We start from the raw sequence: 20,859 nt of genomic DNA, 5'->3' as shown, positions 1-20,859 counted from the left end.
ATCAGTGAGTAAGTGTGGTGCAAAAGGGAAACCCATTCAGTGGGCCTTTTAGGCCGAGGCCGGTAACATAGGCTTTCAGCCGCAGAGCAAACCACCAGTTCACACTGGTGGTTTTGATTATCATCATTTAAATAGAATCATCACCTCTTAAATGTTTTTGTGGTGTCACTCCATGATTTACACTTTGGGTGGATGCTTTCCGCGGGCACGGCCTCGGGTGCACAGGATGTGGGTTAGTTAGACGTTGCCACAGGACGTGGCGGTTTTAGTCTAACATTCCTTATTGCTCAACTACCGTGTCGCAATAAGGATTTTCGGACTCGTGGGACTGGGAATGGGGCTGGGACTGGGGCTGCGGTTACTCGCCCCACCAAAGAGACTTGCGGTTACTCGTCCCATCGAAGACCGTTCGCTGTTCCCACTGTAGTCGCCACCCGCCGTTCCAATCACTGGCTGGGAGCTCCTGATAATGGATCGTAAGAAGAAACACAAAAAGAAGATATGAGAAGAAAGCTTTCAGAAGAAAAGACTGGCGAAACTTACGGTTAGGGTAAAATAGATGTTGAGCCGTTCTTTGGGTTTTTGAAGGCTAATTTGGGTTTCACTCGTTTATCTTTAAGAGGTAAATCCAAAGTACATAATGAACTAGGATTTGCGTTATTGGCTGTGAACTTAAGGAGTTTCACGGTTAATAACTCTAAGACTCCAAAGCATTCAAACCACTACAAAAATGAAAATGGTTCTATTTACGAAAAAACCGTAAATAGAACCATTTTTTACTCAGTGAGACTAGTTATGTCCCAGCCTTGTTTAGTGATTAAAAAACATTTTCTTATATTATACTTCCATAATAATTGGTAATACCATTGGTCGGCGTTTTGTTTTTTCAAATAAGAATGGTGCAATGGTGTCAGTGATCTCATTCTTAATTTCTGACCATTGTGTAGTCTTACGCTCCATTACTTTATTAATGTGTTTAGAGACTAGCTTTTGAGCCTCATTTATTAAATCTTCAGATTCACGCATATAAACGAAACCACGCGAGATAATGTCTGGACCTGAAGCGATTTTAAATTCTTTCATGTTAATGCTGACTACAACAATAACAAGACCTTCTTCAGATAAGATTCGACGATCACGCAAAACAATATTACCGATATCACCAATTCCGCTACCGTCAACATAAACAGTCCCGGATGGAATTTTCCCTGCTACTTGTGCACGGTCTTTGCTCAGAGCAAGGACATCGCCATTATCCATAATAAAACTGTTCTCAGGATCAATCCCACAAGCTTCGGCAAGTTTAGTGTGCTCTCTTAACATGCGATGTTCTCCATGGATCGGCATGAAGAATTTCGGACGTATTAAACGTAGCATTAATTTTTGTTCTTCTTGGCTACCATGCCCAGAAGTATGAATATTGTTTAGAGGACCATGAATAACTTCTGCTCCGGCACGTGATAACATGTCAATTATGCGACTCACACTTACATTGTTACCCGGTATAGGAGATGATGAAAATACAACCGTATCGTCAGGAATAATCTGAATTTGTCTGTGTGTACCATTAGCTATTCTTGATAGAGCAGCCATCGGTTCACCTTGAGAGCCCGTACAAAGAATAGTCACTTCATTCGCCGGCAAACGATTAATTTGATGGGCATCAACAAAGGTATCGTCTGGTGCAGTAATATAGCCTAACTCTCGACCGATTGAGATTGCTCCCTCCATACTACGTCCAAAAACAGCAACTTTTCGATTATGTTTTACGGCACTCTCTACCATTTGTTGCAATCGATGAATATTGGAGGCAAATGTAGCAAAAATTAATCGCCCATTAACTCGGTTGAAAATATCATCAATATTTTCACCAACTACGCGTTCGGACATTGTAAATCCAGGCACTTCACTATTTGTACTATCTGAAAGCATACAAAGTACACCTTCATTTCCGATTTCGGCCATTTTGGCTAAATTTGCAGGCTCCCCAACAGGAGTAAAGTCAAATTTAAAATCGCCAGTATGAACAATATTTCCTGGAGGTGTTTTAACAACAACACCGTAAGAATCAGGGATGCTATGTGTAGTTCTAAAAAATGTAACAGATGTTTTTCTAAATTTAATCACATCGTCTTCACGATAAGTGTGTAATTTAGCATTTCGTAATAAACCGTGCTCTTCTAACTTGTTTTTAATTAAACCAAGAGCTAATTTACCAGCATATATTGGAACATTTATTTCTCTTAGTAGATACGGGATCCCACCAATATGATCCTCGTGTCCATGGGTAATAAATAGCCCTTTGATTTTATCTTGATTTTGGATAAGATAAGTGTAATCAGGGATGACGTAATCTATTCCTAGAAGTTCATCTTCTGGAAACTTGATTCCCGCATCGATTAAGATAATTTCATCTTGAAATTGAACACAATAAGTGTTCTTTCCGATTTCACCTAATCCTCCAATAGCGAATACTGCAGTCTGGTCATTCTTAACAAACTTCATTTTCAGTTATTCTCCACAATAAAATATTCAGACTGTTTTTCATAGGCAAGATGTTCATCATCTAATGGTTGAATATATTCGATGTTAATTTTCCGATTTTTTAAAGCTTGCCTAACTTGGTGTTCGCTGTCTGCTTGGTAATAAATTGTTTTTGTGTTTTCTCTAACAGGTACCTCGTTTTCGTGTTCCTGATAAAGTATTTTATAAATCATTTAATCTCTCCTTTATATCTTTCCTTTAACATATAACATAGCAAAAAAAATTCTTAAATGTCCTGGCAGGAATAATCCTGGTTGGTGTTATGCGTTCGTGACACGGTCCTGTCGTAATAATTTATTTAGTTTTTTCCGAAGCTTTTCTTTTAGCCGTTTTAACATGATTTCAACAGCCCCTTTCAAAAAGCTAATATCATTCCGATCCGATCCTCTTATTTATAGTATAGTATGAATTCGCGAGTTTGGAAACAGAAAGATTTAAAATTTCAGTAACTCGACATATTAAATGAATATCTTAATGGTCTAATTGAGGATAGTCTGCGAACTGTCAAATTAGAAAAAAGCACCCGTGATCACCCTAGGTGGATGTTTTCCAGATGTTCGACCTTGGGTTGTATGATGTTAGTTAGCCATTTAAACTGGGACAGAAACGGCGATTGTTCGTCTGCTGGAAATGGTTACCACAGAGGTGATGGTTTTAGCCTTACTATTTTTTGAAGCTTTCTCTAAACGGAGCTTTAAAGACAGTCTTTTCCGCTGGGTAAGTAAGGTGATGTCAACAATATATCATTAGAAGAAAACGATACTTTAGTTTGAAAAGCACCTTTCACCATTCCAATCACTTGTTTCGCTAATGCCAAATCGTTCATAATTGTTATTAAATATAGTTATGACGAAATGGATTCGTTTGAAATATATTTTTCACCTAATCCCATAAAGATATACACTTCTTGTTTAAAACATTATTTGTCTTCTAAGATATCGCAAGGCTTAGCATTTTCAGGAATAAAAAAAGGATCCTGTTTGTTAATATGGTTGTAGAACATAACACCATTCAGATGGTCAAGCTCATGTTGAAATACAACTGCTGCATAGCCACGCAAACGTAATTTTACTTGTTTACCAGCTAGGTTTGTTGCAGATATAGTTACACGAGCGTAACGCGGAACATATCCAGGTACTTCTCTCTCAACAGATAAGCATCCTTCACCACCAGAAAGGAAGGTTTGCTCTACTGAGTGGCTAATAATTTTCGGATTGAAATAGCCATCGCTGTATGTTTTGCCGTCTAAATCTTCAAAGTGGACAGCAAACATTCGTTTAGAAATCCCTAATTGTGGTGCAGCAATGCCTACACCTGCACGTAATTTATATTTATCAGCCATTTCACTATCTTGGCTATATTTAAGAAACTGTAACATTTCTGCTAATATATCCTTATTTTCTTTACTTGGTGGTAGAGTTACTTCCTCTGCCACTTGTTCTAAAACGGGATGTCCCTCAAGAACAATATCTTTCATCGTAATCAAAATTCCTGCACTCCTTCTTTTAGATCAGTTATTCATTCTGAGAATAGTATGACGTCTATTTACTGTAAATTAGTTTAACATATTAAAGTAAAAAGGGCATAATCAAAGAGCTCCTGTTTTTTAGAAAATTTTTTTAGTTAAGGCTTCAAGTTAATCTTTCAATTATGTTATACTGATTTTATAATCTCAATATAGATAAAATTTCACCTATCATAACAAAGTGTGAATTGAGCTTAAGCATTTTCCTAAATAGAAGAGCGAATGCGTTGTTTTTTTAAATGTATGTCGTCACTTTGAAGAGAGATAAATGAATGGAGGCAAGAAAGTGCGGTTTAAATCGATTGTTATCATATTATTTAGTGTTTTAATGTTAGGCGCATGTTCGGGTGAGTCTACACAAGAAAAAATCCACCAACATATGGAGGAATCTGTAAAGTTGGAAGATGACTTTGTTGCACAGCAACAACCTTTAAGTGAATTAGAACAAGAAGAACAGGCTTTATATCAGGAAATTAGTGACTTAAGTATTGATGAATTTGAAAAAATAAATGAATTAGCTGAAAAAGCAATCGAGTCCATTGAAACAAGAAGAGACCATATTCAAACAGAATTGGCTAGTATTGAGGCTTCAAAAGAAGAATTTGATCAAGTGAGCCCATTAATTGAAGAGCTAGAGGATGAAGCATTACAAACAACTGCACTTGAAGTGGTCGAACTAATGGAAGAAAGATACAATAGTTTTTTAGCTTTACATGATGTATATGATGCTTCCTTAGACTTGGACGTTGAGTTATATCAGTTATTAATGAAAGAGGATTTAGAAGAACCTGAATTTACAGAACAGATTGAAAAGGTAAATGCCCAGTATGAAAAAATAATCGATACAAATCTTGATTTTAATGAAGCTACTGATGCATTTAATCAGAAGAAAAGGGAATTCTATGAACAATCCGATTTAAATGTTACATATGAATAAAATAATGAAGTAGGATACCTATTTTCTAATCAAATGGTCTGATGATTCAGGCCATTTTTATTTTTTTGTAAATCATTCATATTATTGCGGATTAACTAACTGTAGGCTCCCCACTTCAGTCATAAAAATGATACCAGCGGATGATGGATTGAGATCAATAGTCAGTAAAAAAAGGATCATTGATATTCAAAACTAGTTAACCCAGAAAGGGAATTATGTATAAAAAGGTAAATGATGATACACAGTTAAGTATAAAAATGATACAGTTTTATTATTAATAGTGAAACAGATCACAATCTTAATCTTTTTAAACTAAAAGGTATAATAAAATTACAAGTTGTTTGAGCAAAGTGATTGACCACGGAATCATAATGAGCTAAACTATGATTAGAAAATAAATTGTACTAATCATTTCATGCTGTTTCAGTATAACAGTTTAGTTTTTCTTAAAAAAAGATTAAAATGAGATATGAAAGGGTATTGTAATGATAAGTGTAATTTTACAATATTAAATCAATTTTGATTTAATAAAATGAAAATAAAATGAGTAATGAAGGAAAGGGTAGGTGAGTCTTTTGAAACGTAATAAAGAAGTAATTGCAGAGCAATTCAAGACGTTTCAAATTCTGGATGAAGAAGGAAAAGTCGTAAATAAAGAAGCGATGCCGGAACTTTCAGATGATGAATTGAAAGAATTAATGACAAGAATGGTGTACACGAGAATTTTGGACCAACGTTCAATCGCGTTAAATCGTCAAGGACGGTTAGGCTTTTATGCGCCAACAGCTGGGCAAGAGGCTTCACAACTAGGTTCTCAATACGCTTTGGAGAAAGAAGACTTTATTTTACCTGGATACAGAGATGTTCCACAATTAATATGGCATGGATTACCACTTTATAAGGCTTTCTTATTCTCAAGAGGCCACTTTGTAGGAAATCAAATGCCAGAGGGTGTTAACGCACTAAGTCCACAAATTATTATTGGTGCACAGTACGTTCAGGCAGCTGGTGTGGCGCTCGGATTTAAAAAACGAGGTCAGAAAGCTGTAGCAATTACTTACACCGGAGATGGTGGAACTTCACAAGGTGATTTCTATGAAGGAATTAACTTTGCAGGTGCCTTTAATGCACCAGCAATCTTTGTTGTTCAGAATAACCGCTTTGCAATTTCTACACCTGTAGAAAAACAAACAGCTGCTGATACGCTAGCACAAAAAGCAGTTGCTGCAGGTATTGAGGGCATTCAAGTAGATGGTATGGACGTATTGGCTGTTTATGCTGCAACAAAAGAAGCACGTGAACGTGCAATAAATGGTGAAGGTCCAACATTGATTGAAACATTAACTTACCGTTATGGTCCACATACTATGGCTGGTGACGATCCTACCCGTTATCGAACTGAAGATTTAGATAACGAATGGGAAAAGAAAGATCCACTTGTTCGTTTCCGTAAATACTTAGAAGATAAAGGAATTTGGTCAGAGGAAGAAGAAAATAAAGTCATTGAAAAAGCAAAAGAAGAAATTAAATCTGCTATTAAAGAAGCTGACAACACACCAAAACAAAAAGTTACAGATTTAATTGGCAATATGTATGAAACACTTCCTGCTAACCTACAAGAACAAATGGAAGAATATAAAGCAAAGGAGTCGAAGTAAATCATGGCTCAAATGACAATGATTCAAGCGATTACTGACGCATTGCGTACAGAATTGAAAAATGATGAAAATGTATTAGTTTTTGGAGAAGACGTTGGGAAAAACGGTGGTGTTTTCCGTGCAACAGAAGGTTTACAAGATGAATTTGGTGAAGAAAGAGTTTTTGATACACCATTAGCTGAATCTGGTATTGGAGGTCTAGCGTTCGGATTAAGTACTCAAGGATTCCGACCAGTTCCTGAAATCCAATTTTTTGGTTTTGTTTATGAGGTTATGGACTCAATCAGTGGTCAAATGGCCCGTTTACGTTATCGTTCAGGAAACACAATGAATGCTCCGGTAACAATTCGCTCACCATTTGGTGGAGGAGTAGCAACACCTGAGATGCATGCTGATTCACTTGAAGGTCTAATGGCACAACAACCTGGTTTAAAAGTTGTTATTCCATCTAATCCTTATGATGCTAAAGGTTTATTAATTGCTTCAATTAGAGATAATGATCCAGTTGTTTTCCTTGAACATATGAAACTTTACCGTTCTTTCCGGGAAGAAGTTCCTGAAGGAGAATATACTGTTGAATTAGGAAAGGCTAAAGTTAAACGTGAAGGTAGCGATGTTACCTTGATCGCTTACGGTGCTATGGTGCAAGCTTCATTGAAAGCAGCTGAAGAATTAGCAGAGAAAGGTATAAATGCTGAAGTCATTGACCTACGCACAATTGCACCACTAGATATTGATACGATTGTCGAATCTGTTAAGAAAACAAATCGTGTCGTTGTTGTTCAAGAAGCACAACGTCAAGCAGGTATAGCTTCACAAATAATTGCTGAGATTCAAGAGCGTGCGATTTTACATTTAGAAGCTCCTGTCTTGCGTGTAACGGCACCAGATACTGTATTTGCATTTACTGCGGCAGAACAAGTGTGGTTACCAAACCATAATGATATTGTTGAAAAAGTAAACGAGGTAATTAATTATTAATTAGGAACCAGGGAGGTTAGCGATAATGGCATTTGAATTTAAACTGCCTGATATTGGAGAAGGCATCCATGAAGGTGAAATCGTCAAATGGTTTGTCAAAGCTGGCGATAAAATCCAAGAAGATGACGTATTATGTGAAATCCAAAATGATAAATCAGTTGTAGAAATACCGTCACCAGTAGAAGGAACGGTAAAAGAAGTTCACTTTAATGAAGGTGATGTTGCGACTGTTGGTGAAACAATAATTTCAATTGATGCTGAAGGCTATGAAGAAGAAAGTAACAACGCTTCAGATCAAGGTGATAAAGAGGAACAATCAGAACAAACACAAAGTTCTAATAGTGGAAAAGGTGTATTTGCTTTTAAATTACCTGATATTGGAGAAGGTATCCATGAAGGTGAAGTCGTTAAATGGTTTGTTAAAGCAGATGATGAAATAAAAGAAGACGACGTTCTATGTGAAATTCAAAATGATAAATCAGTTGTAGAAATTCCATCACCGGTTGAAGGGACAGTTAAAGAAGTTCATTTTAATGAAGGTGATGTGGCAACTGTTGGTGAAACACTTATTTCTATTTATGTAGAAGGATATGAATCTGAAGAAGAATCAGCTCCTGCTCAAGAAGATAAGGTAGTTAATAAATCAGTTGGAAAAGTTGAGACTTCATCTGAGCTTGATCTTAACAAGCGAGTAATCGCTATGCCATCTGTACGTAAATTTGCACGGGATCACGACGTTAAAATTGCCGAAGTTCAAGGTTCGGGCAAAAATGGTCGAATATTAAAAGAAGATGTCGAAGCTTATATGAATGGTGGCCAAAGTGTGGTAGAAGATTCTTCTGCTAAAACAGAAAAATCAGCTCCGCAAACAAAATCTGAAGCACCTAAAGCAACAACTTATACGGCAACTAGTGATCTACCAGAAACTAGAGAGAAAATGTCTACCGTTCGAAAGGCAATTGCTAAAGCAATGGTTAACTCAAAACATACAGCACCTCATGTCGTCTTACATGATGAAGTTGATGTGTCTGAATTAGTTGCTCACCGAAAGAAATTCAAACCAATTGCTGCAGAACAAGATATCAAATTAACTTATTTGCCATATGTTGTTAAGGCGCTTGTGTCTGCTCTGAAAAAATACCCAATTATTAATGCATCAATTGATGATGAAACAGATGAAATTATTTATAAGCATTATTATAATATTGGTATTGCCGCTGATACAGACAAAGGTTTACTTGTGCCTGTTGTAAAAGATGCAGATAAGAAATCAATTTTTGAAATTTCTAAAGAGATCAACGAACTCGCTAAAAAAGCGAATGACTTTAAACTTTCACCTGAAGAAATGTCAGGAGCATCAAGCACAATATCAAATATCGGATCAGCTGGTGGCCAATGGTTTACGCCGATTATTAATCACCCAGAAGTAGCGATCCTAGGTATTGGTCGGATTGCAGAAAAACCAATTGTTAAAGATGGCGAAATTGTAGCAGCACCTGTATTAGCACTTTCACTAAGTTTTGATCATCGAATTGTTGATGGTGCAACTGCTCAATATGCTTTAAATCAAGTGAAACGTTTATTAAACGATCCACAATTAATTATGATGGAGGCGTAATCGAATATGGTAGTAGGAGATTTTCCAATTGAATTAGATACATTAGTAGTTGGGGCAGGACCTGGTGGCTATGTAGCCGCCATCCGTGCCGCCCAAACCGGTCAAAAAGTAACTATTGTTGATAAGGGTGACTTAGGAGGGGTTTGTTTAAATGTTGGTTGTATCCCTTCAAAAGCATTAATTGAAGCAGGTAATCATTATAGTGATACTAAGAATTCAAATGAAATGGGGATCACTGTTGAAAATGTAACAGTTGATTTCTCTAAGGTACAAAAGTGGAAAGCGGGTATTGTTAATAAACTTACTTCAGGTGTTGAGGGTTTATTAAAAGGTAATAAAGTTGATATCGTAAAAGGTGAAGTTTACTTTGTTGATAAAAATACGGTACGTGTGATGGATGAGAAGAGTTCCCAAACTTATACATTCAAGAATTGTATTGTAGCAACAGGTTCAACACCAATTGAAATTCCAGCCTTTAAATATTCTGAACGTATTCTTGATTCAACAGGTGCTTTGGCACTAAAAGAACTTCCTAAGAAAATGATCGTGATTGGTGGAGGTTATATTGGTACAGAGTTAGGTGCAGCCTATGCCGACTTTGGAACTGAAATTACGATTTTAGAGGGAACAGACGATATATTAGGTGGCTTTGAAAAAGATATGACATCAATTGTCAAACGTCATTTGAAAAAGAAAAATGTCAAGATCGTTACAAATGCTTTGGCAAAAAGCTCTGAAGTGACAAAAGATGGCGTTAAGGTAACATATGAAGCAAACGGTAAAGAAGAAACAATTGAGGCAGATTATGTATTGGTTACAGTAGGACGCTATCCAAATACTTCTGAATTTGGCTTAGAAGAAATTGGTGTAGAATTAGATGACAGAGGTTTAGTGAAGATTGATAAACAATGTCGAACAAGTGTAGATAACATCTTTGCTATTGGTGATATTGTAGCAGGACCACCACTTGCTCACAAAGCCTCTTATGAAGGTAAAGTAGCAGCCGAAGTTATTGGTGGCGAAAAATCAGAAATAGACTATCATTCGATACCAGCTGTTGTTTTTGCTGATCCAGAACTTGCTGCAGTTGGTTTTACTGAAAAACAAGCTAAAGAGGCAGGATTTGATGTTAAAGCGTCTAAATTCCCATTTGGTGCAAATGGACGTGCGCTTTCATTAGGAAGTACAGATGGATTTGTTCGTTTGGTCACTCGTAAGGAAGACGGTCTCCTTTTAGGAGGTCAAGTTGCGGGTACTAATGCAAGTGATATTATCTCTGAAATTGGTTTAGCTATTGAAGCTGGAATGTCTGCAGAAGACTTAGCGCTAACTATTCATGCTCACCCAACATTAGGTGAAATTGTTATGGAAGCTTCTGAAGTAGCCCTTGATCGACCAATTCATATTATGTAGTTAGACTAAAGCATCAGTAGTTCTTTAAGAAGAATTACTGATGTTTTTTTATTATAAAACGTTTATACTAATCATTAGAATTAAACAACTAGGGAGTGTAGCAGATGAAACATAGAAAGTTAATCATGATAAGTTTATCCTTAATGTTATTCTTATTAGGTTGTCAAGATCGTCCAGATCAGTCAAATAATCATGCTCCGACAGTGGAAAATGAAGAGACGATAGCTGATGAAGATGATCGTGAGGAAATAAACGACTCAACTGAAGTGGACTCAAGTGAAGACAGTGAGATTGATGATAAGGATAAAGAGCCACTATATCAGGTAAATCAAAGTAACTGGGTTATTGAGCCACTAGATGAAAAAGCAGACAGTAAAGTCGCTTTATTAACAATTGACGATGCGCCAGATGAATATGCGTTAGAAATGGCATATACATTGAAGGAACTAGAAGCTCCAGCAATTTTCTTTGTTAATGGCCATTTTATTCAAAGCGAAGAAAAACAAGATCTGTTAAAGGAAATTCACGAACTTGGTTTTATTATTGGTAACCATACCTATAATCATGCCAATCTCAGTGAAATATCTGAACAAGAACAAGAAGCAGAAATTGTTGAATTAAATGATCTTATCGAAGAAATAACAGGGGAACGACCTAAGTTTTTCAGAGCTCCCTTTGGTGTAAATACTGATTATTCCAAGGAAATAGCAGCACAAGAAGGCATGGTATTAATGAACTGGACATATGGATATGACTGGGAATCTGAGTATATGGAACCAGAGGCATTAGCAGATATTATGATTAATACAGAATATTTAACTGAAGGTGCTAATTTATTAATGCATGATCGAGCTTGGACGGCAGAAGCATTGACTAAAATTGTTGAAGGTCTTCGCGAACAAGGTTATGAGCTCGTTGATCCGAGTTTAATTGATGTTTCGGATCGATGATAGGAGGTTATAAAGACGATGAGTTATCATTATCCCATTGATCCAAGCTGGTCAACGGAAGAAACAATTGTAGTTGTCGAATTTCTAGTACTAATTGAAAAAGCCTATCAGGGATTTATATCAAGAACAGAATTACTGAATCAATATCGTGCTTTTAAAAAGATCGTACCAAGTAAAAGTGAAGAAAAGACAATTGATAAGGAATTTGAGCGGGTATCAGGTTGTTCACTATACCGGACGATTCAAAAAGCCCGCAAGGAGGACAGTGATAGGTTAAAAATGAATGAGCTATAAATATGTGTCACTATAAGTGCTGAATCGTTATTCAATGACCCATCACCAGATTTACCAGAACCTCTTTGACAAGCAGTTAATTTATGATGAAGAATAGCTGGCGAAATTAAGTAAGCTTTCGCCAGCTATTTTGATAATTGAATGAATGGTAAAAAAACGAACGAATATTCCTAGTCCTTTTTACTATTATCTAAGAAATAGCACCTTTACCAAGTTGGTAAAGTGGGAGGAGTTGATCATAAGATTCCTTGATCAGCTTAACAAGATCGTCGCCTGATAACTGAACTGCTTCTTCTTTAAATAGGTATTTTCCAATTAACAATTCGGCCTTTTTAACATCTCTAAATCGCTGAATATTTTTGCTTGTTAGGTCATTAACCGAAATTGCATCTTTTTTCATGTGATCGAATGAAATGATAAAGTCATCATTTAGTTGGTCAAAAATATCAACTTGATCTAAAAATTCTTGTGCAATCTTCTTTTTGTCAGGTAACTCATAAATAAAGGCAAGCCAAATAAATAAACGATCGTCAAATAGACCAACTTGAAAGTGCGGATGCTTTTTATAGCCACGTTTATTATCGGCGATTGCTAACCAAGTATCTTTAGGCGGATTGACCGTTCGACGTGCATGCTTAGCAATGTGTAAATACATTTCATTTCCTAATTTTCCAGCTAAATAATCCGTTAATTCTATTCCGATTGTTTTAAACTTTGGTTGAAGATGTTCCTGAATTGCTGCCATTCTATTTGGCAAACCCTCAATTTGAAAAATATCAAAATCATTATTTGTAAATCCTGGTAGTGACATTCAATCATTCCTTTCTTTTATATTGCAATAATTGCTTGTAAGATCTATGCAGAAATAATTTGAAAAGCTTAACACGAAGAGCAAGTATAATGGCTAGCATAGCTCCAATTATCCATCAAATAAAGATTACTGATGGATAGATTTATTTCGGCGATTGGCACTATCAAAGTTCTACTTGATCTTGGCTGGGAAAAATAAAAGTGATTTAAAACAAGATTCACTTTTTATTTTAACATATTCAACGAAAAAGTATTCATAAGGTGCATTAAAGGTATGTGTCAGTCTATCCTTGAAAACTTATGATTAAAAAAATGAAGTATTTCATAATTAATAAGGTAAATGGAAAATTCATATCTTATCTCAGGGTCGCACTAGTGATTTCTACTCTAGGTGAACATTTTCAATAGATGCGGCATCGATCCTTGTGGAATTTACCATCATCTATTCACTAGATTATGGCTTTTACATTCCTTAAGGAGAAAGACTTTGAGCAAAAATTATTTATTATAGAATAAAAAAGCCGTTCCATTATTGAATATATGGATCGACTTCTTTCTTTTCTTCATATAAATGAAACTTACCGGTAGCTTGTCTTTTTCTTGTTTTTTTGCCGATCCGTTCATCGCATGTTGGGCATAAATATAAATGCTTACGACGATTACGAAGGCATTTTGCTAACGGTGAGTCATCGTCAATTTGACTAACTTCATCACATATTGGACACTTAACATCCATTTTACTCACCTCAAATAACTAACCTGTATAATTAATAGTCTAACACATTTGAGTTAGAATTGAAATTTGAAAAATTGTATGGTATGTGTCTGTTATTCAAAGTAAATTAAGTTAATAGTCTTTTTTAATATCGGATATATTCTTGTTATAATACCTTCCGTGAGATGGCCTCCTTCTAAATGTATTTGCTCTGGTAAGTATCTATTTTATGATAAGGTGTCTTTTCTTTTTTGCTAGTAAATAGGATGAGAATATTCCCCCAAGTAAAAGATTAAACATATAGGTTGTTTGAAATATTTAAAAATAGGGGATAATTTTTATAACAAGAGATTAGGGGTGTTTTCATGAAGAAAAGTTTTTTTCTATTGTTAATTGGAATTGCAACATCATTTATTAGTTTTATACTAATGAGTCATGAAGTGCATAAAAAAATTCAAAAGAGTCTACAGGATAGAAGACGCTTTATACAATTACGTAATAATGATCATTTTCCAATTCAACTAGCGGGTGATCCCTTGATTGATGCACCGGAAAATTCAAATATGATCAGTGAAGGCTCGCAGTATGGAGTTGATTTTTATAATCGTGTAAAACAATAAGCAATGGATCACGCACTTGAAGATCTTTCAAATAAAACTAACGGCTTTACAATACTCTAGCATGGATGATCTAAATCTATGATTCTTTCTTGAATAATACAAGGGAAACCATTGGCTGGTAAAGGGGATCAACAGTCAGTAAAGACCGATTTGTTCATTTGAAACTTAATCTGTGGTCATATTCTAATGAAGTATGGCCACAGAAAAAGGTAAAACTAAATAAATTCTCTCCTATCACTATTTTGGTTATTAATTTCGGATGATGGATCTTACTTTGACTAATTAAAAGTAGATGGTTAGTTGTAATAGGTAGAAGTTTTAAACGTGTGATCCTAGTGTGTTAAGCCGAAAGCGATTCGAACATTGGGAGCTTGACCTTGTGATTGGGATAAAGGTGAAAGATGAATCTGTTAGTTTAACCTTATTAGAAGGTTAAATCAGTTATTTTATAAGGATTCAAACTTATTCAAAAAAATAAGCATAGTAAAATGGTAATAGCTATTGTTAATATTACCCATGGTAAGAACTACAATCTAAGTGTTTATTCCTTTTTATAAGGTGCAAATCGGTAGAAATCTTGTCGTACGTTGATTTGACTTGCATTTTTGCCAATTAAGCATTACTATGAATAGAGGAATGATTAAGGAGGGGATTTAAAATTGATGCAAGAAGCCATAATAACTCATGCGAATAAAGCCTATGCCCTTCTAAAGGCTGATGCTGATAAAATCCTGAAGCTTATTCAAGTGCAAATGGATAATTTAACAATGCCCCAATGCCCTTTATATGAAGAGGTTTTAGATACACATATGTTTGGTTTATCGAGGGAGATAGACTTTGCTGTTAGACTTGAGTTAATTACTGAAGAAGAGGGAAAGGCATTACTAGATAACTTAGAAAAACAACTTAATCTCATTCATGAAAAGTCACAGCAGTCATAGAAACGCTTAGTTTTATTTAATCAGTAAGGATAATTTAGTTTTTTTAGGAAAATCAAAGTAAAATATATACGAGAAGGATATGGGTGGAAATTGAAGTCACCATTTTCCCCCATCTTACTTGTCAAATGATATTGATGACGAAATTTAAGTCAACTCATATTTAAATAACTAGCGTAAATAATAACAACCAAATTTTACGCTTTGATTTCGCTGACCTGAACTACAGTCGACAAGCTTAACCTGGACTCGATCTTAGTTTTTTTAGCTTCTCTGTCAAGTCGCTACAGTGATCTTCGGACACGTCTGTTCCTGCAGGAGTCCGTTGATTTCTGTTTCAGTCAGCATTGATAAAAAGTTACATATCTAAACACACTTCAATGCCTCTTATAGGGCAATGGAGTGTGTTTATTTATTATCGTGCAACTGTCACTATGACTCCCACTTCAAGCATTCCAAGGAAGGTGAGCATTGTAAGTGGGAGATCAACTGACGGCCCGATGGGTTCAAGGACCTCTATGTCGTCCGCCTTTGGGACGTTTTTTTATATGTGAAATTCATAAGGTAATTGATCATATTTTTATATTTAAATTAATGATTCCAACTTCTTTAGCAGAGGTAAAGACAATCAATACAACTGGACCAATGATAAATCCAAATAAGCCAAATAATTTTAACCCGATATACATTGATATCAATGTTGCTAAAGGAGAAAGCCCCATCTGTACACCCATAACCTTTGGTTCAACTGTTCGTCGAATAGCTAATAATATTAATGCTAAAACGGCTAATTGAATGCCCATAAATGTTACACCTGTTAAAAGCATGTAGATCGACCAAGGGGCAAGAATGATAATTGAACCAATGATCGGGATCAAATCGATTATCCAGATAATGAGAGACATAATAATGGCATACTCTGGGATAATAATAAATAAACCAATCAATGAAACAGCGAATATAATTAGACTGACTAAAAATTGCCCTTTAATAAATCCAAAAAACACATATTTTAATCGAGCGATCACAAATTTTAATTTCTCAGCACTAGCCTCTGAAAAAAGCTGATAAAATTTACTTATTAATGACGGTAGTTCGAGCATAAATAAAAAGAGGGCAATTAAATAAACTAAGAAACTAACAATGTAATTAGGGATTGCAGAAACGACAGCTGCAATATTTCCTACTTGTAAGGTATCTCTTAATAAATTTGTTACCGAATTTACACTACTTCTAATTCCAGCGTTTACTTCATAAACAAACTCTGCCGGTAAATCCGCCATAAAGCGTTCTAATGCATCTCCCCATTCCACTAATAAACGGTTGATTTGAACGATGTAGTTTGGGATATTTTCTGCTAATACAACGAGTTGTTTGATCACATTTGTCACAGTGAAATAACTAAGTAAACTTAGGATGATAATAAAAAGTAAATAAATAATGATGACACTTAATTTCCGTCCTAGCCTGAAACGCTTCTCAATTAATAGAATTAATGGATTTAGCATTAATGCTGTGATAAGGGCAACAACTAAAGGGATGGAAATAGGTAGAATAAAGAAAAAGAAGATGAGTATAATAATCGTTAGAACGATAAAGGTCCAATGTTTTTTACTTAATGTGCGTGTCAACTGCAATCCCTACTTTCGCTATTAAAAATAATCTAGCCGCTTAAATGAGCTGTATGTTCGATACTTCAAAGTTTAGAAAAAACTAAAGATAATTATTGAGGGCTAACCTTCAATAGAGGTTTATCAAACCATTATCGGGGAATGGAGAATGCCTCACTGTATTATGTTTTTTTATCGTTAGATCTTATTTGAAAATTCAAGGGAAATAACCGATCAAAAACGGACAATCTTCAGCAATGATCTTAGCATCCCGGGATTTAAAAGATTCATTCTATCGAAGCAATCGTCGCTGTCCTTATTCATAGTGCTTAGATAGAATCTAATTTGTTATAGTATTTCTACCATTAGCTAGCTCTCTTATTGATAATTGTTCGTCATAAGAAAGCAGTCATTGAATGCTCTGAATAGCTAGTATTTGTGATTCTTTTGACTGATTCCTTAGATCTAGACCCTTTTACTCTTATTGTTGAAAAAGTGCTTTTATTGAAATATACCATGTTTTTAACTTAATTAATAGTCATATGATCGTTCTTCATTTTAAACATAAAATAAAACCGTTTTGTTCATACTAATTATTATAGACAAATAAGTCTTAAAAAATAACGATAATGGAGGTTATAAACCGTGATGAAGGTAAGCGATATTATGTCAGAACACCTAATTTGTAGTCGACCGGATGATACAATTGTTAATGTCTCACAACTAATGGCTGAGCAAGATGTTGGTGCGATACCAATCTGTGACGATCAACACAATTTACTAGGTATTGTTACCGATCGTGATTTAATAATAAGAGGATATGCAGAAGGTAAAATGCCCGATGAAAAAGTCGAACAATGTATGACAGAAGATTTAATTACAGCTAATGCGGATATGACTGTAAAAGAAGCGGGAGAAGTAATGGGGCAAAATCAAATTAGACGATTACCTATCCTGAAAGGGAAAAAAATAATTGGGATTGTTTCCTTAAAAGACTTAGCGATTGAACAGCATTCGAATCATATTGCTTCTGAAGCACTTGAAGATATTTCAGAACAAGATCATATTCATTAAATAATTTATGCAGATTAACTGATTGTAAGTCCTACATTTCAATCATGCTAGGAAATTTAGCGGATGGGAAGTGAGGGCACCTGTCAGGAATAAAGACTTGGTTGGTTCATCTAACACTCAGCGGAGGAACGAAGCTCCGCTGAGTGAAAATTCCCTTTGTTATAAAGAAATTAATTCGATTGACTACGAGGTGACGTAAATATTGAATTAACATAGATTATACTAGAAAGGGGATAGGAGGTGAACGGGCTTTGAGTGAAGTTAAGCTTCATCCAGATGTTAAGAAGTTTAAAGCATTTGTGGAAAAGCACCCTAAAATTATTCGTGAAGCAAGGTCAGGAAAACATGACCTTAACTATTATTTTAAACATTATCAAAAATATGGAGAAACAGATTCACTTTGGGACCAATTTACTGAAAATGATAATAAGGAAACTTTGGAGACAAAGAAAGATAATAAAAAGAGTTGGACCGAACAGCTTAAAGGATTAGTAAATAAATTTGAGTTTGATCAAATTGATCAACATCTCAAGCAAGCAGATTCTGCAATTAGTGAATTAAAGAATTTGCTTGAACATTTCTCAGAAATACGTGGTCATCAAAAACAAACATCGCAACCACCACATCCACCGCAATTACAGCAACCGCCTCAGTTACCACAGCCGCCCATGTCTAGAATGAATCGTCGCTTATTTTAATCGCTAGCCTTTTTTTTTATTTAATTACTGTTATAATTAACTTAATGGAGGTGGTCATCATGATAGCAACAATTGAACTAATGGATATTTTAGATTTAACAGATGAATTATCAGAAATGATTATAGCTTCAGAACAAATGCTACATTATATAGAGAAGAAACAAGAACTTAAACAAAATCAAGAAGTTCAGACACTATTAAAAGCTTTCGAAAGGAAAAAAGAAGAATATGCTGAAGTACAGCGATTCGGTCGCTATCATCCAGACTACAGTAAAATAACAAAGGAAACACGATTGATGAAACGGGAGATCGATATGCTTGAACCCGTTGCCCTTTTTAAAGTAGCGGAGCGCGAATTACAAACATTGTTAGAGGATATAAGTGAAAAGATTGCTTTTAGCATCAGTAAACAAATCATGGTGCCCCGTGAAGGTGCGCTATTCACTGATAGCGGTTGTGGTCATGGAGGTAGTTGTGGTTGTAGTGCTTAAATAAGTTGTCATGTTGAGCGTTGGGGTGAGGGAGAAAATGATGAGAACAAAACGGCAGGGACTGATTGTCTGGTTCCAGCACATGAAGAATATTAAACAAATCAAACGCCATGGTCATTTAATTTCAGTATCCAGGAAATTACGCTATGCCTTAATATATGTTGATCAAGATCAGGTAGAAGATAAAGTATTAAAGTTGGAAAGATTACCGTTTGTCTCGAAGGTAGACTTATCATATAAACCATTCGTCAAACAAGAATTTGATGGGGCGAAAATTGATGAAGCAAAGGAATATGATTATAAAATGGGGATTTAAATTTAGTGCAGATTAATTGGCTGTAGGGCTCATATTTCGTAAATTCGATAAAGCTTAAGAGTGGTTCGTGATAGATAATGGCCAGCAAAGACCTGATCGGTTTATCTAACCTTCAGTGGGTTATGGCCTTTACTTAATAGATGACTATGATAAAAAAAGCCTGCAGACTATGTTCCGCAGGCTCTTTTTAGTTCAAAAGCTTGAACTAAAAAGCAAAGGGAGAGGAGAAACCGGAAAAGTGCCTATGGGGAAACGTAGGCTCATTCCGTCTTCCTGAAGTGTTGTTAATAAATAACGTCACTTCATTAGCTAAGTATGACCATATTATATAAATAATATTCAACTTTACAAATGATTTAAAAATTAATCAGGCATGGTTTTTCAATATTTTATATGATAAGATAAAGAACGACTGAAAACGATAATTTGATGGTTACATGGTGAGGTGAGGATTTTGCGAGTTATAGCCGGAGAGTTTAAAGGGCGCTCAATTGAAACAGTATCAAATAACTTAACAAGGCCCACTTCTGATAAAGTAAAAGAATCCCTTTTTAACATAATTGGTCCTTATTTTAGTGGTGGAAATGGCTTGGATCTTTTTGCAGGAAGTGGTGGTTTAGGTATTGAAGCCATGAGTAGAGGAATAAATCGTGTGGTCTTTATTGATCAGCAAGCTCAAGCTACTCGAATGATTAAGAAGAACTTAACGAATTTAAAGCTACTTAATCGGGCTGAGGTTTATCAGAATGATGCATTTAGAGCATTGAAAGTACTCGGAAAACGCGGATTACAGTTTGATTATATTTTTCTTGATCCTCCATATAAAAAGGACTTATATCAACAATTACTTGAAGAAATTGACACACAGCAAATCGCGGATAAAGACTGTATGATTATTTGTGAGCATGATAGCAATTTAGTTTTGCCAATATCAGCTGCTGGATTTAAACAAGTACGCACTGAAAAGTATGGCCGTACAACAACAATAACTTTTTATAAAAAGGATGATGACAATGAGTAGATTAGCTATTTGTCCGGGTAGCTTTGATCCCATTACATATGGACACCTTGATATTATTGAAAGAGCAGCAAAGGTTTTTGATCATGTTGTTGTTGCTGTTTTTCATAATGAATCAAAGTCTCCCTTATTTTCTATTGAAGAGCGAATGGAGTTAATCACAGAAGCCACGAAGCACCTGGAAAATGTATCGGTAGATAGTCATGGTGGTTTATTAATGGATTATGCCAAAAAAAAGAAAGCAAATGCTTTAGTAAGAGGGTTACGAGCAGTCAGCGACTTTGAATATGAATTGCAAATCACCTCGATGAACCGCAAGCTCTATGAAGAAATTGAAACATTTTATATTATGGCAAACAATAAGTATTCATTTTTGAGTTCAAGTGTCGTAAAAGAAGTTGCTAAATTTAATGCGAACGTGACAGATCTTGTTCCAGAAGTTGTCGAACGAGCACTTAAAGAAAAATTTAATAATCAATAAATATTTTAGACTAAAGGAAAGTGAGTATCTAAAAGGTACTCAGCTTTCCTTTTTTTAGTGCGCCCTGCATGGGTAAATACTAGGCGGTGAAAGTCCGCTACAGGCTTGGCAGTAGGAACTGTTAGCGAAAGACAAGGTGGCTATCGTGAGGTAGTGACTGAAGGAAGT

General features: G+C 35.4%; 21 protein-coding genes and 1 pseudogene. 16 read left to right on the top strand and 6 right to left on the bottom strand.

From position 1 onward, the window contains the following. Positions 1 to 483 precede the first annotated feature (483 nt). Positions 484 to 688 (top strand): annotated as a pseudogene (locus KQI76_RS12130) (transposase); the annotation flags it as partial. 149 nt (positions 689 to 837) lie between these two features. Here the strand turns inward: KQI76_RS12130 and rnjA are convergent. From rnjA to def, 3 genes are all read right to left on the bottom strand, one after another. Beyond that, positions 838 to 2,505 carry a ribonuclease J1 gene (gene rnjA / locus KQI76_RS10475; RefSeq protein ID WP_216400264.1) on the bottom strand — a complete coding sequence of 556 codons (1,668 nt, stop codon included), beginning with the start codon at positions 2,503 to 2,505 and terminating at the stop codon, positions 838 to 840. A 2-nt stretch (positions 2,506 to 2,507) separates the two neighbouring features. Continuing rightward, positions 2,508 to 2,717, bottom strand: coding sequence for a DNA-dependent RNA polymerase subunit epsilon (locus tag KQI76_RS10470; RefSeq protein WP_216400263.1), 210 nt, complete (start codon positions 2,715 to 2,717; stop codon positions 2,508 to 2,510). A 746-nt stretch (positions 2,718 to 3,463) separates the two neighbouring features. Then, a complete protein-coding gene (gene def / locus KQI76_RS10465; RefSeq protein WP_216400262.1) occupies positions 3,464 to 4,030 on the bottom strand; it encodes a peptide deformylase in 567 nt (188 codons plus the stop codon). A gap of 325 nt (positions 4,031 to 4,355) precedes the next feature. Here def and KQI76_RS10460 point away from each other — a divergent pair, with 325 nt between their 5' ends. The 7 genes from KQI76_RS10460 to KQI76_RS10430 all read left to right on the top strand — a co-directional run bounded on the left by KQI76_RS10460 (position 4,356) and on the right by KQI76_RS10430 (position 11,920). Further along, positions 4,356 to 5,006, top strand: a complete 651-nt coding sequence (locus KQI76_RS10460) for a YkyA family protein (protein ID WP_216400261.1) — start codon at positions 4,356 to 4,358, stop codon at positions 5,004 to 5,006. Positions 5,007 to 5,581: 575 nt separating this feature from the next. After that, on the top strand, positions 5,582 to 6,664 hold the full coding sequence (gene pdhA / locus KQI76_RS10455; protein ID WP_216400260.1) for a pyruvate dehydrogenase (acetyl-transferring) E1 component subunit alpha: 1,083 nt from the start codon (positions 5,582 to 5,584) through the stop codon (positions 6,662 to 6,664). 3 nt (positions 6,665 to 6,667) lie between these two features. Beyond that, on the top strand, positions 6,668 to 7,645 hold the full coding sequence (locus tag KQI76_RS10450; protein ID WP_216400259.1) for an alpha-ketoacid dehydrogenase subunit beta: 978 nt from the start codon (positions 6,668 to 6,670) through the stop codon (positions 7,643 to 7,645). A 25-nt stretch (positions 7,646 to 7,670) separates the two neighbouring features. Next, positions 7,671 to 9,263, top strand: coding sequence for a dihydrolipoyllysine-residue acetyltransferase (locus KQI76_RS10445; protein WP_216400258.1), 1,593 nt, complete (start codon positions 7,671 to 7,673; stop codon positions 9,261 to 9,263). A 6-nt stretch (positions 9,264 to 9,269) separates the two neighbouring features. After that, positions 9,270 to 10,676, top strand: a complete 1,407-nt coding sequence (gene lpdA / locus KQI76_RS10440) for a dihydrolipoyl dehydrogenase (RefSeq protein WP_216400257.1) — start codon at positions 9,270 to 9,272, stop codon at positions 10,674 to 10,676. 104 nt (positions 10,677 to 10,780) lie between these two features. Beyond that, positions 10,781 to 11,626 carry a polysaccharide deacetylase family protein gene (locus KQI76_RS10435; protein ID WP_216400256.1) on the top strand — a complete coding sequence of 282 codons (846 nt, stop codon included), beginning with the start codon at positions 10,781 to 10,783 and terminating at the stop codon, positions 11,624 to 11,626. Positions 11,627 to 11,644: 18 nt separating this feature from the next. After that, the gene (locus KQI76_RS10430) at positions 11,645 to 11,920 is read left to right on the top strand and encodes a UPF0223 family protein (RefSeq protein WP_216400255.1); all 276 of its coding nucleotides are present in this window, start codon (positions 11,645 to 11,647) and stop codon (positions 11,918 to 11,920) included. A 190-nt stretch (positions 11,921 to 12,110) separates the two neighbouring features. On the opposite strand, the gene KQI76_RS10425 is transcribed toward KQI76_RS10430, so the two are convergent. Together KQI76_RS10425 and KQI76_RS10420 are read right to left on the bottom strand one after the other, a co-directional pair. After that, positions 12,111 to 12,731 carry a YktB family protein gene (locus KQI76_RS10425; protein ID WP_216400254.1) on the bottom strand — a complete coding sequence of 207 codons (621 nt, stop codon included), beginning with the start codon at positions 12,729 to 12,731 and terminating at the stop codon, positions 12,111 to 12,113. Positions 12,732 to 13,259: 528 nt separating this feature from the next. Then, the gene (locus KQI76_RS10420) at positions 13,260 to 13,466 is read right to left on the bottom strand and encodes a YlaI family protein (RefSeq protein WP_216400253.1); all 207 of its coding nucleotides are present in this window, start codon (positions 13,464 to 13,466) and stop codon (positions 13,260 to 13,262) included. 344 nt (positions 13,467 to 13,810) lie between these two features. Here KQI76_RS10420 and KQI76_RS10415 point away from each other — a divergent pair, with 344 nt between their 5' ends. Together KQI76_RS10415 and KQI76_RS10410 are read left to right on the top strand one after the other, a co-directional pair. Beyond that, positions 13,811 to 14,065, top strand: a complete 255-nt coding sequence (locus tag KQI76_RS10415) for a hypothetical protein (RefSeq protein WP_216400252.1) — start codon at positions 13,811 to 13,813, stop codon at positions 14,063 to 14,065. Between the two features lie 662 nt (positions 14,066 to 14,727). Then, complete coding sequence (locus tag KQI76_RS10410; protein WP_216400251.1) at positions 14,728 to 15,006, top strand: Fpa/YlaN family protein; 279 nt, start codon at positions 14,728 to 14,730, stop codon at positions 15,004 to 15,006. Positions 15,007 to 15,575: 569 nt separating this feature from the next. On the opposite strand, the gene ytvI is transcribed toward KQI76_RS10410, so the two are convergent. Continuing rightward, entirely contained in the window at positions 15,576 to 16,634 is a 1,059-nt protein-coding gene (gene ytvI / locus KQI76_RS10405; protein ID WP_216400250.1) for a sporulation integral membrane protein YtvI, read from the bottom strand. A gap of 627 nt (positions 16,635 to 17,261) precedes the next feature. Between ytvI and KQI76_RS10400 the strand changes: the two genes are divergently transcribed. The 6 genes from KQI76_RS10400 (at position 17,262) to coaD (ending at position 20,691) form a co-directional block, all read left to right on the top strand. Beyond that, positions 17,262 to 17,687, top strand: coding sequence for a CBS domain-containing protein (locus KQI76_RS10400; protein WP_253288909.1), 426 nt, complete (start codon positions 17,262 to 17,264; stop codon positions 17,685 to 17,687). A 251-nt stretch (positions 17,688 to 17,938) separates the two neighbouring features. Then, on the top strand, positions 17,939 to 18,385 hold the full coding sequence (gene ylbD, locus KQI76_RS10395; RefSeq protein WP_216400248.1) for a YlbD family protein: 447 nt from the start codon (positions 17,939 to 17,941) through the stop codon (positions 18,383 to 18,385). 59 nt (positions 18,386 to 18,444) lie between these two features. Further along, the gene (locus tag KQI76_RS10390; RefSeq protein WP_216400247.1) at positions 18,445 to 18,876 is read left to right on the top strand and encodes a YlbF/YmcA family competence regulator; all 432 of its coding nucleotides are present in this window, start codon (positions 18,445 to 18,447) and stop codon (positions 18,874 to 18,876) included. Between the two features lie 37 nt (positions 18,877 to 18,913). Continuing rightward, positions 18,914 to 19,192, top strand: a complete 279-nt coding sequence (locus KQI76_RS10385) for a YlbG family protein (protein WP_216400246.1) — start codon at positions 18,914 to 18,916, stop codon at positions 19,190 to 19,192. A 445-nt stretch (positions 19,193 to 19,637) separates the two neighbouring features. After that, on the top strand, positions 19,638 to 20,213 hold the full coding sequence (gene rsmD / locus KQI76_RS10380) for a 16S rRNA (guanine(966)-N(2))-methyltransferase RsmD (protein WP_371817675.1): 576 nt from the start codon (positions 19,638 to 19,640) through the stop codon (positions 20,211 to 20,213). Further along, positions 20,206 to 20,691, top strand: a complete 486-nt coding sequence (gene coaD, locus KQI76_RS10375; protein ID WP_216400244.1) for a pantetheine-phosphate adenylyltransferase — start codon at positions 20,206 to 20,208, stop codon at positions 20,689 to 20,691. Before rsmD ends, coaD begins: the two co-directional genes overlap by 8 nt. The last annotated feature ends 168 nt before the right edge of the window (positions 20,692 to 20,859 follow it).

The organism is Amphibacillus sp. MSJ-3 (assembly GCF_018919165.1).
GTDB lineage: Bacteria > Bacillota > Bacilli > Bacillales > Amphibacillaceae > Amphibacillus.
This window is presented reverse-complemented; position numbering and strand designations above follow the sequence as displayed.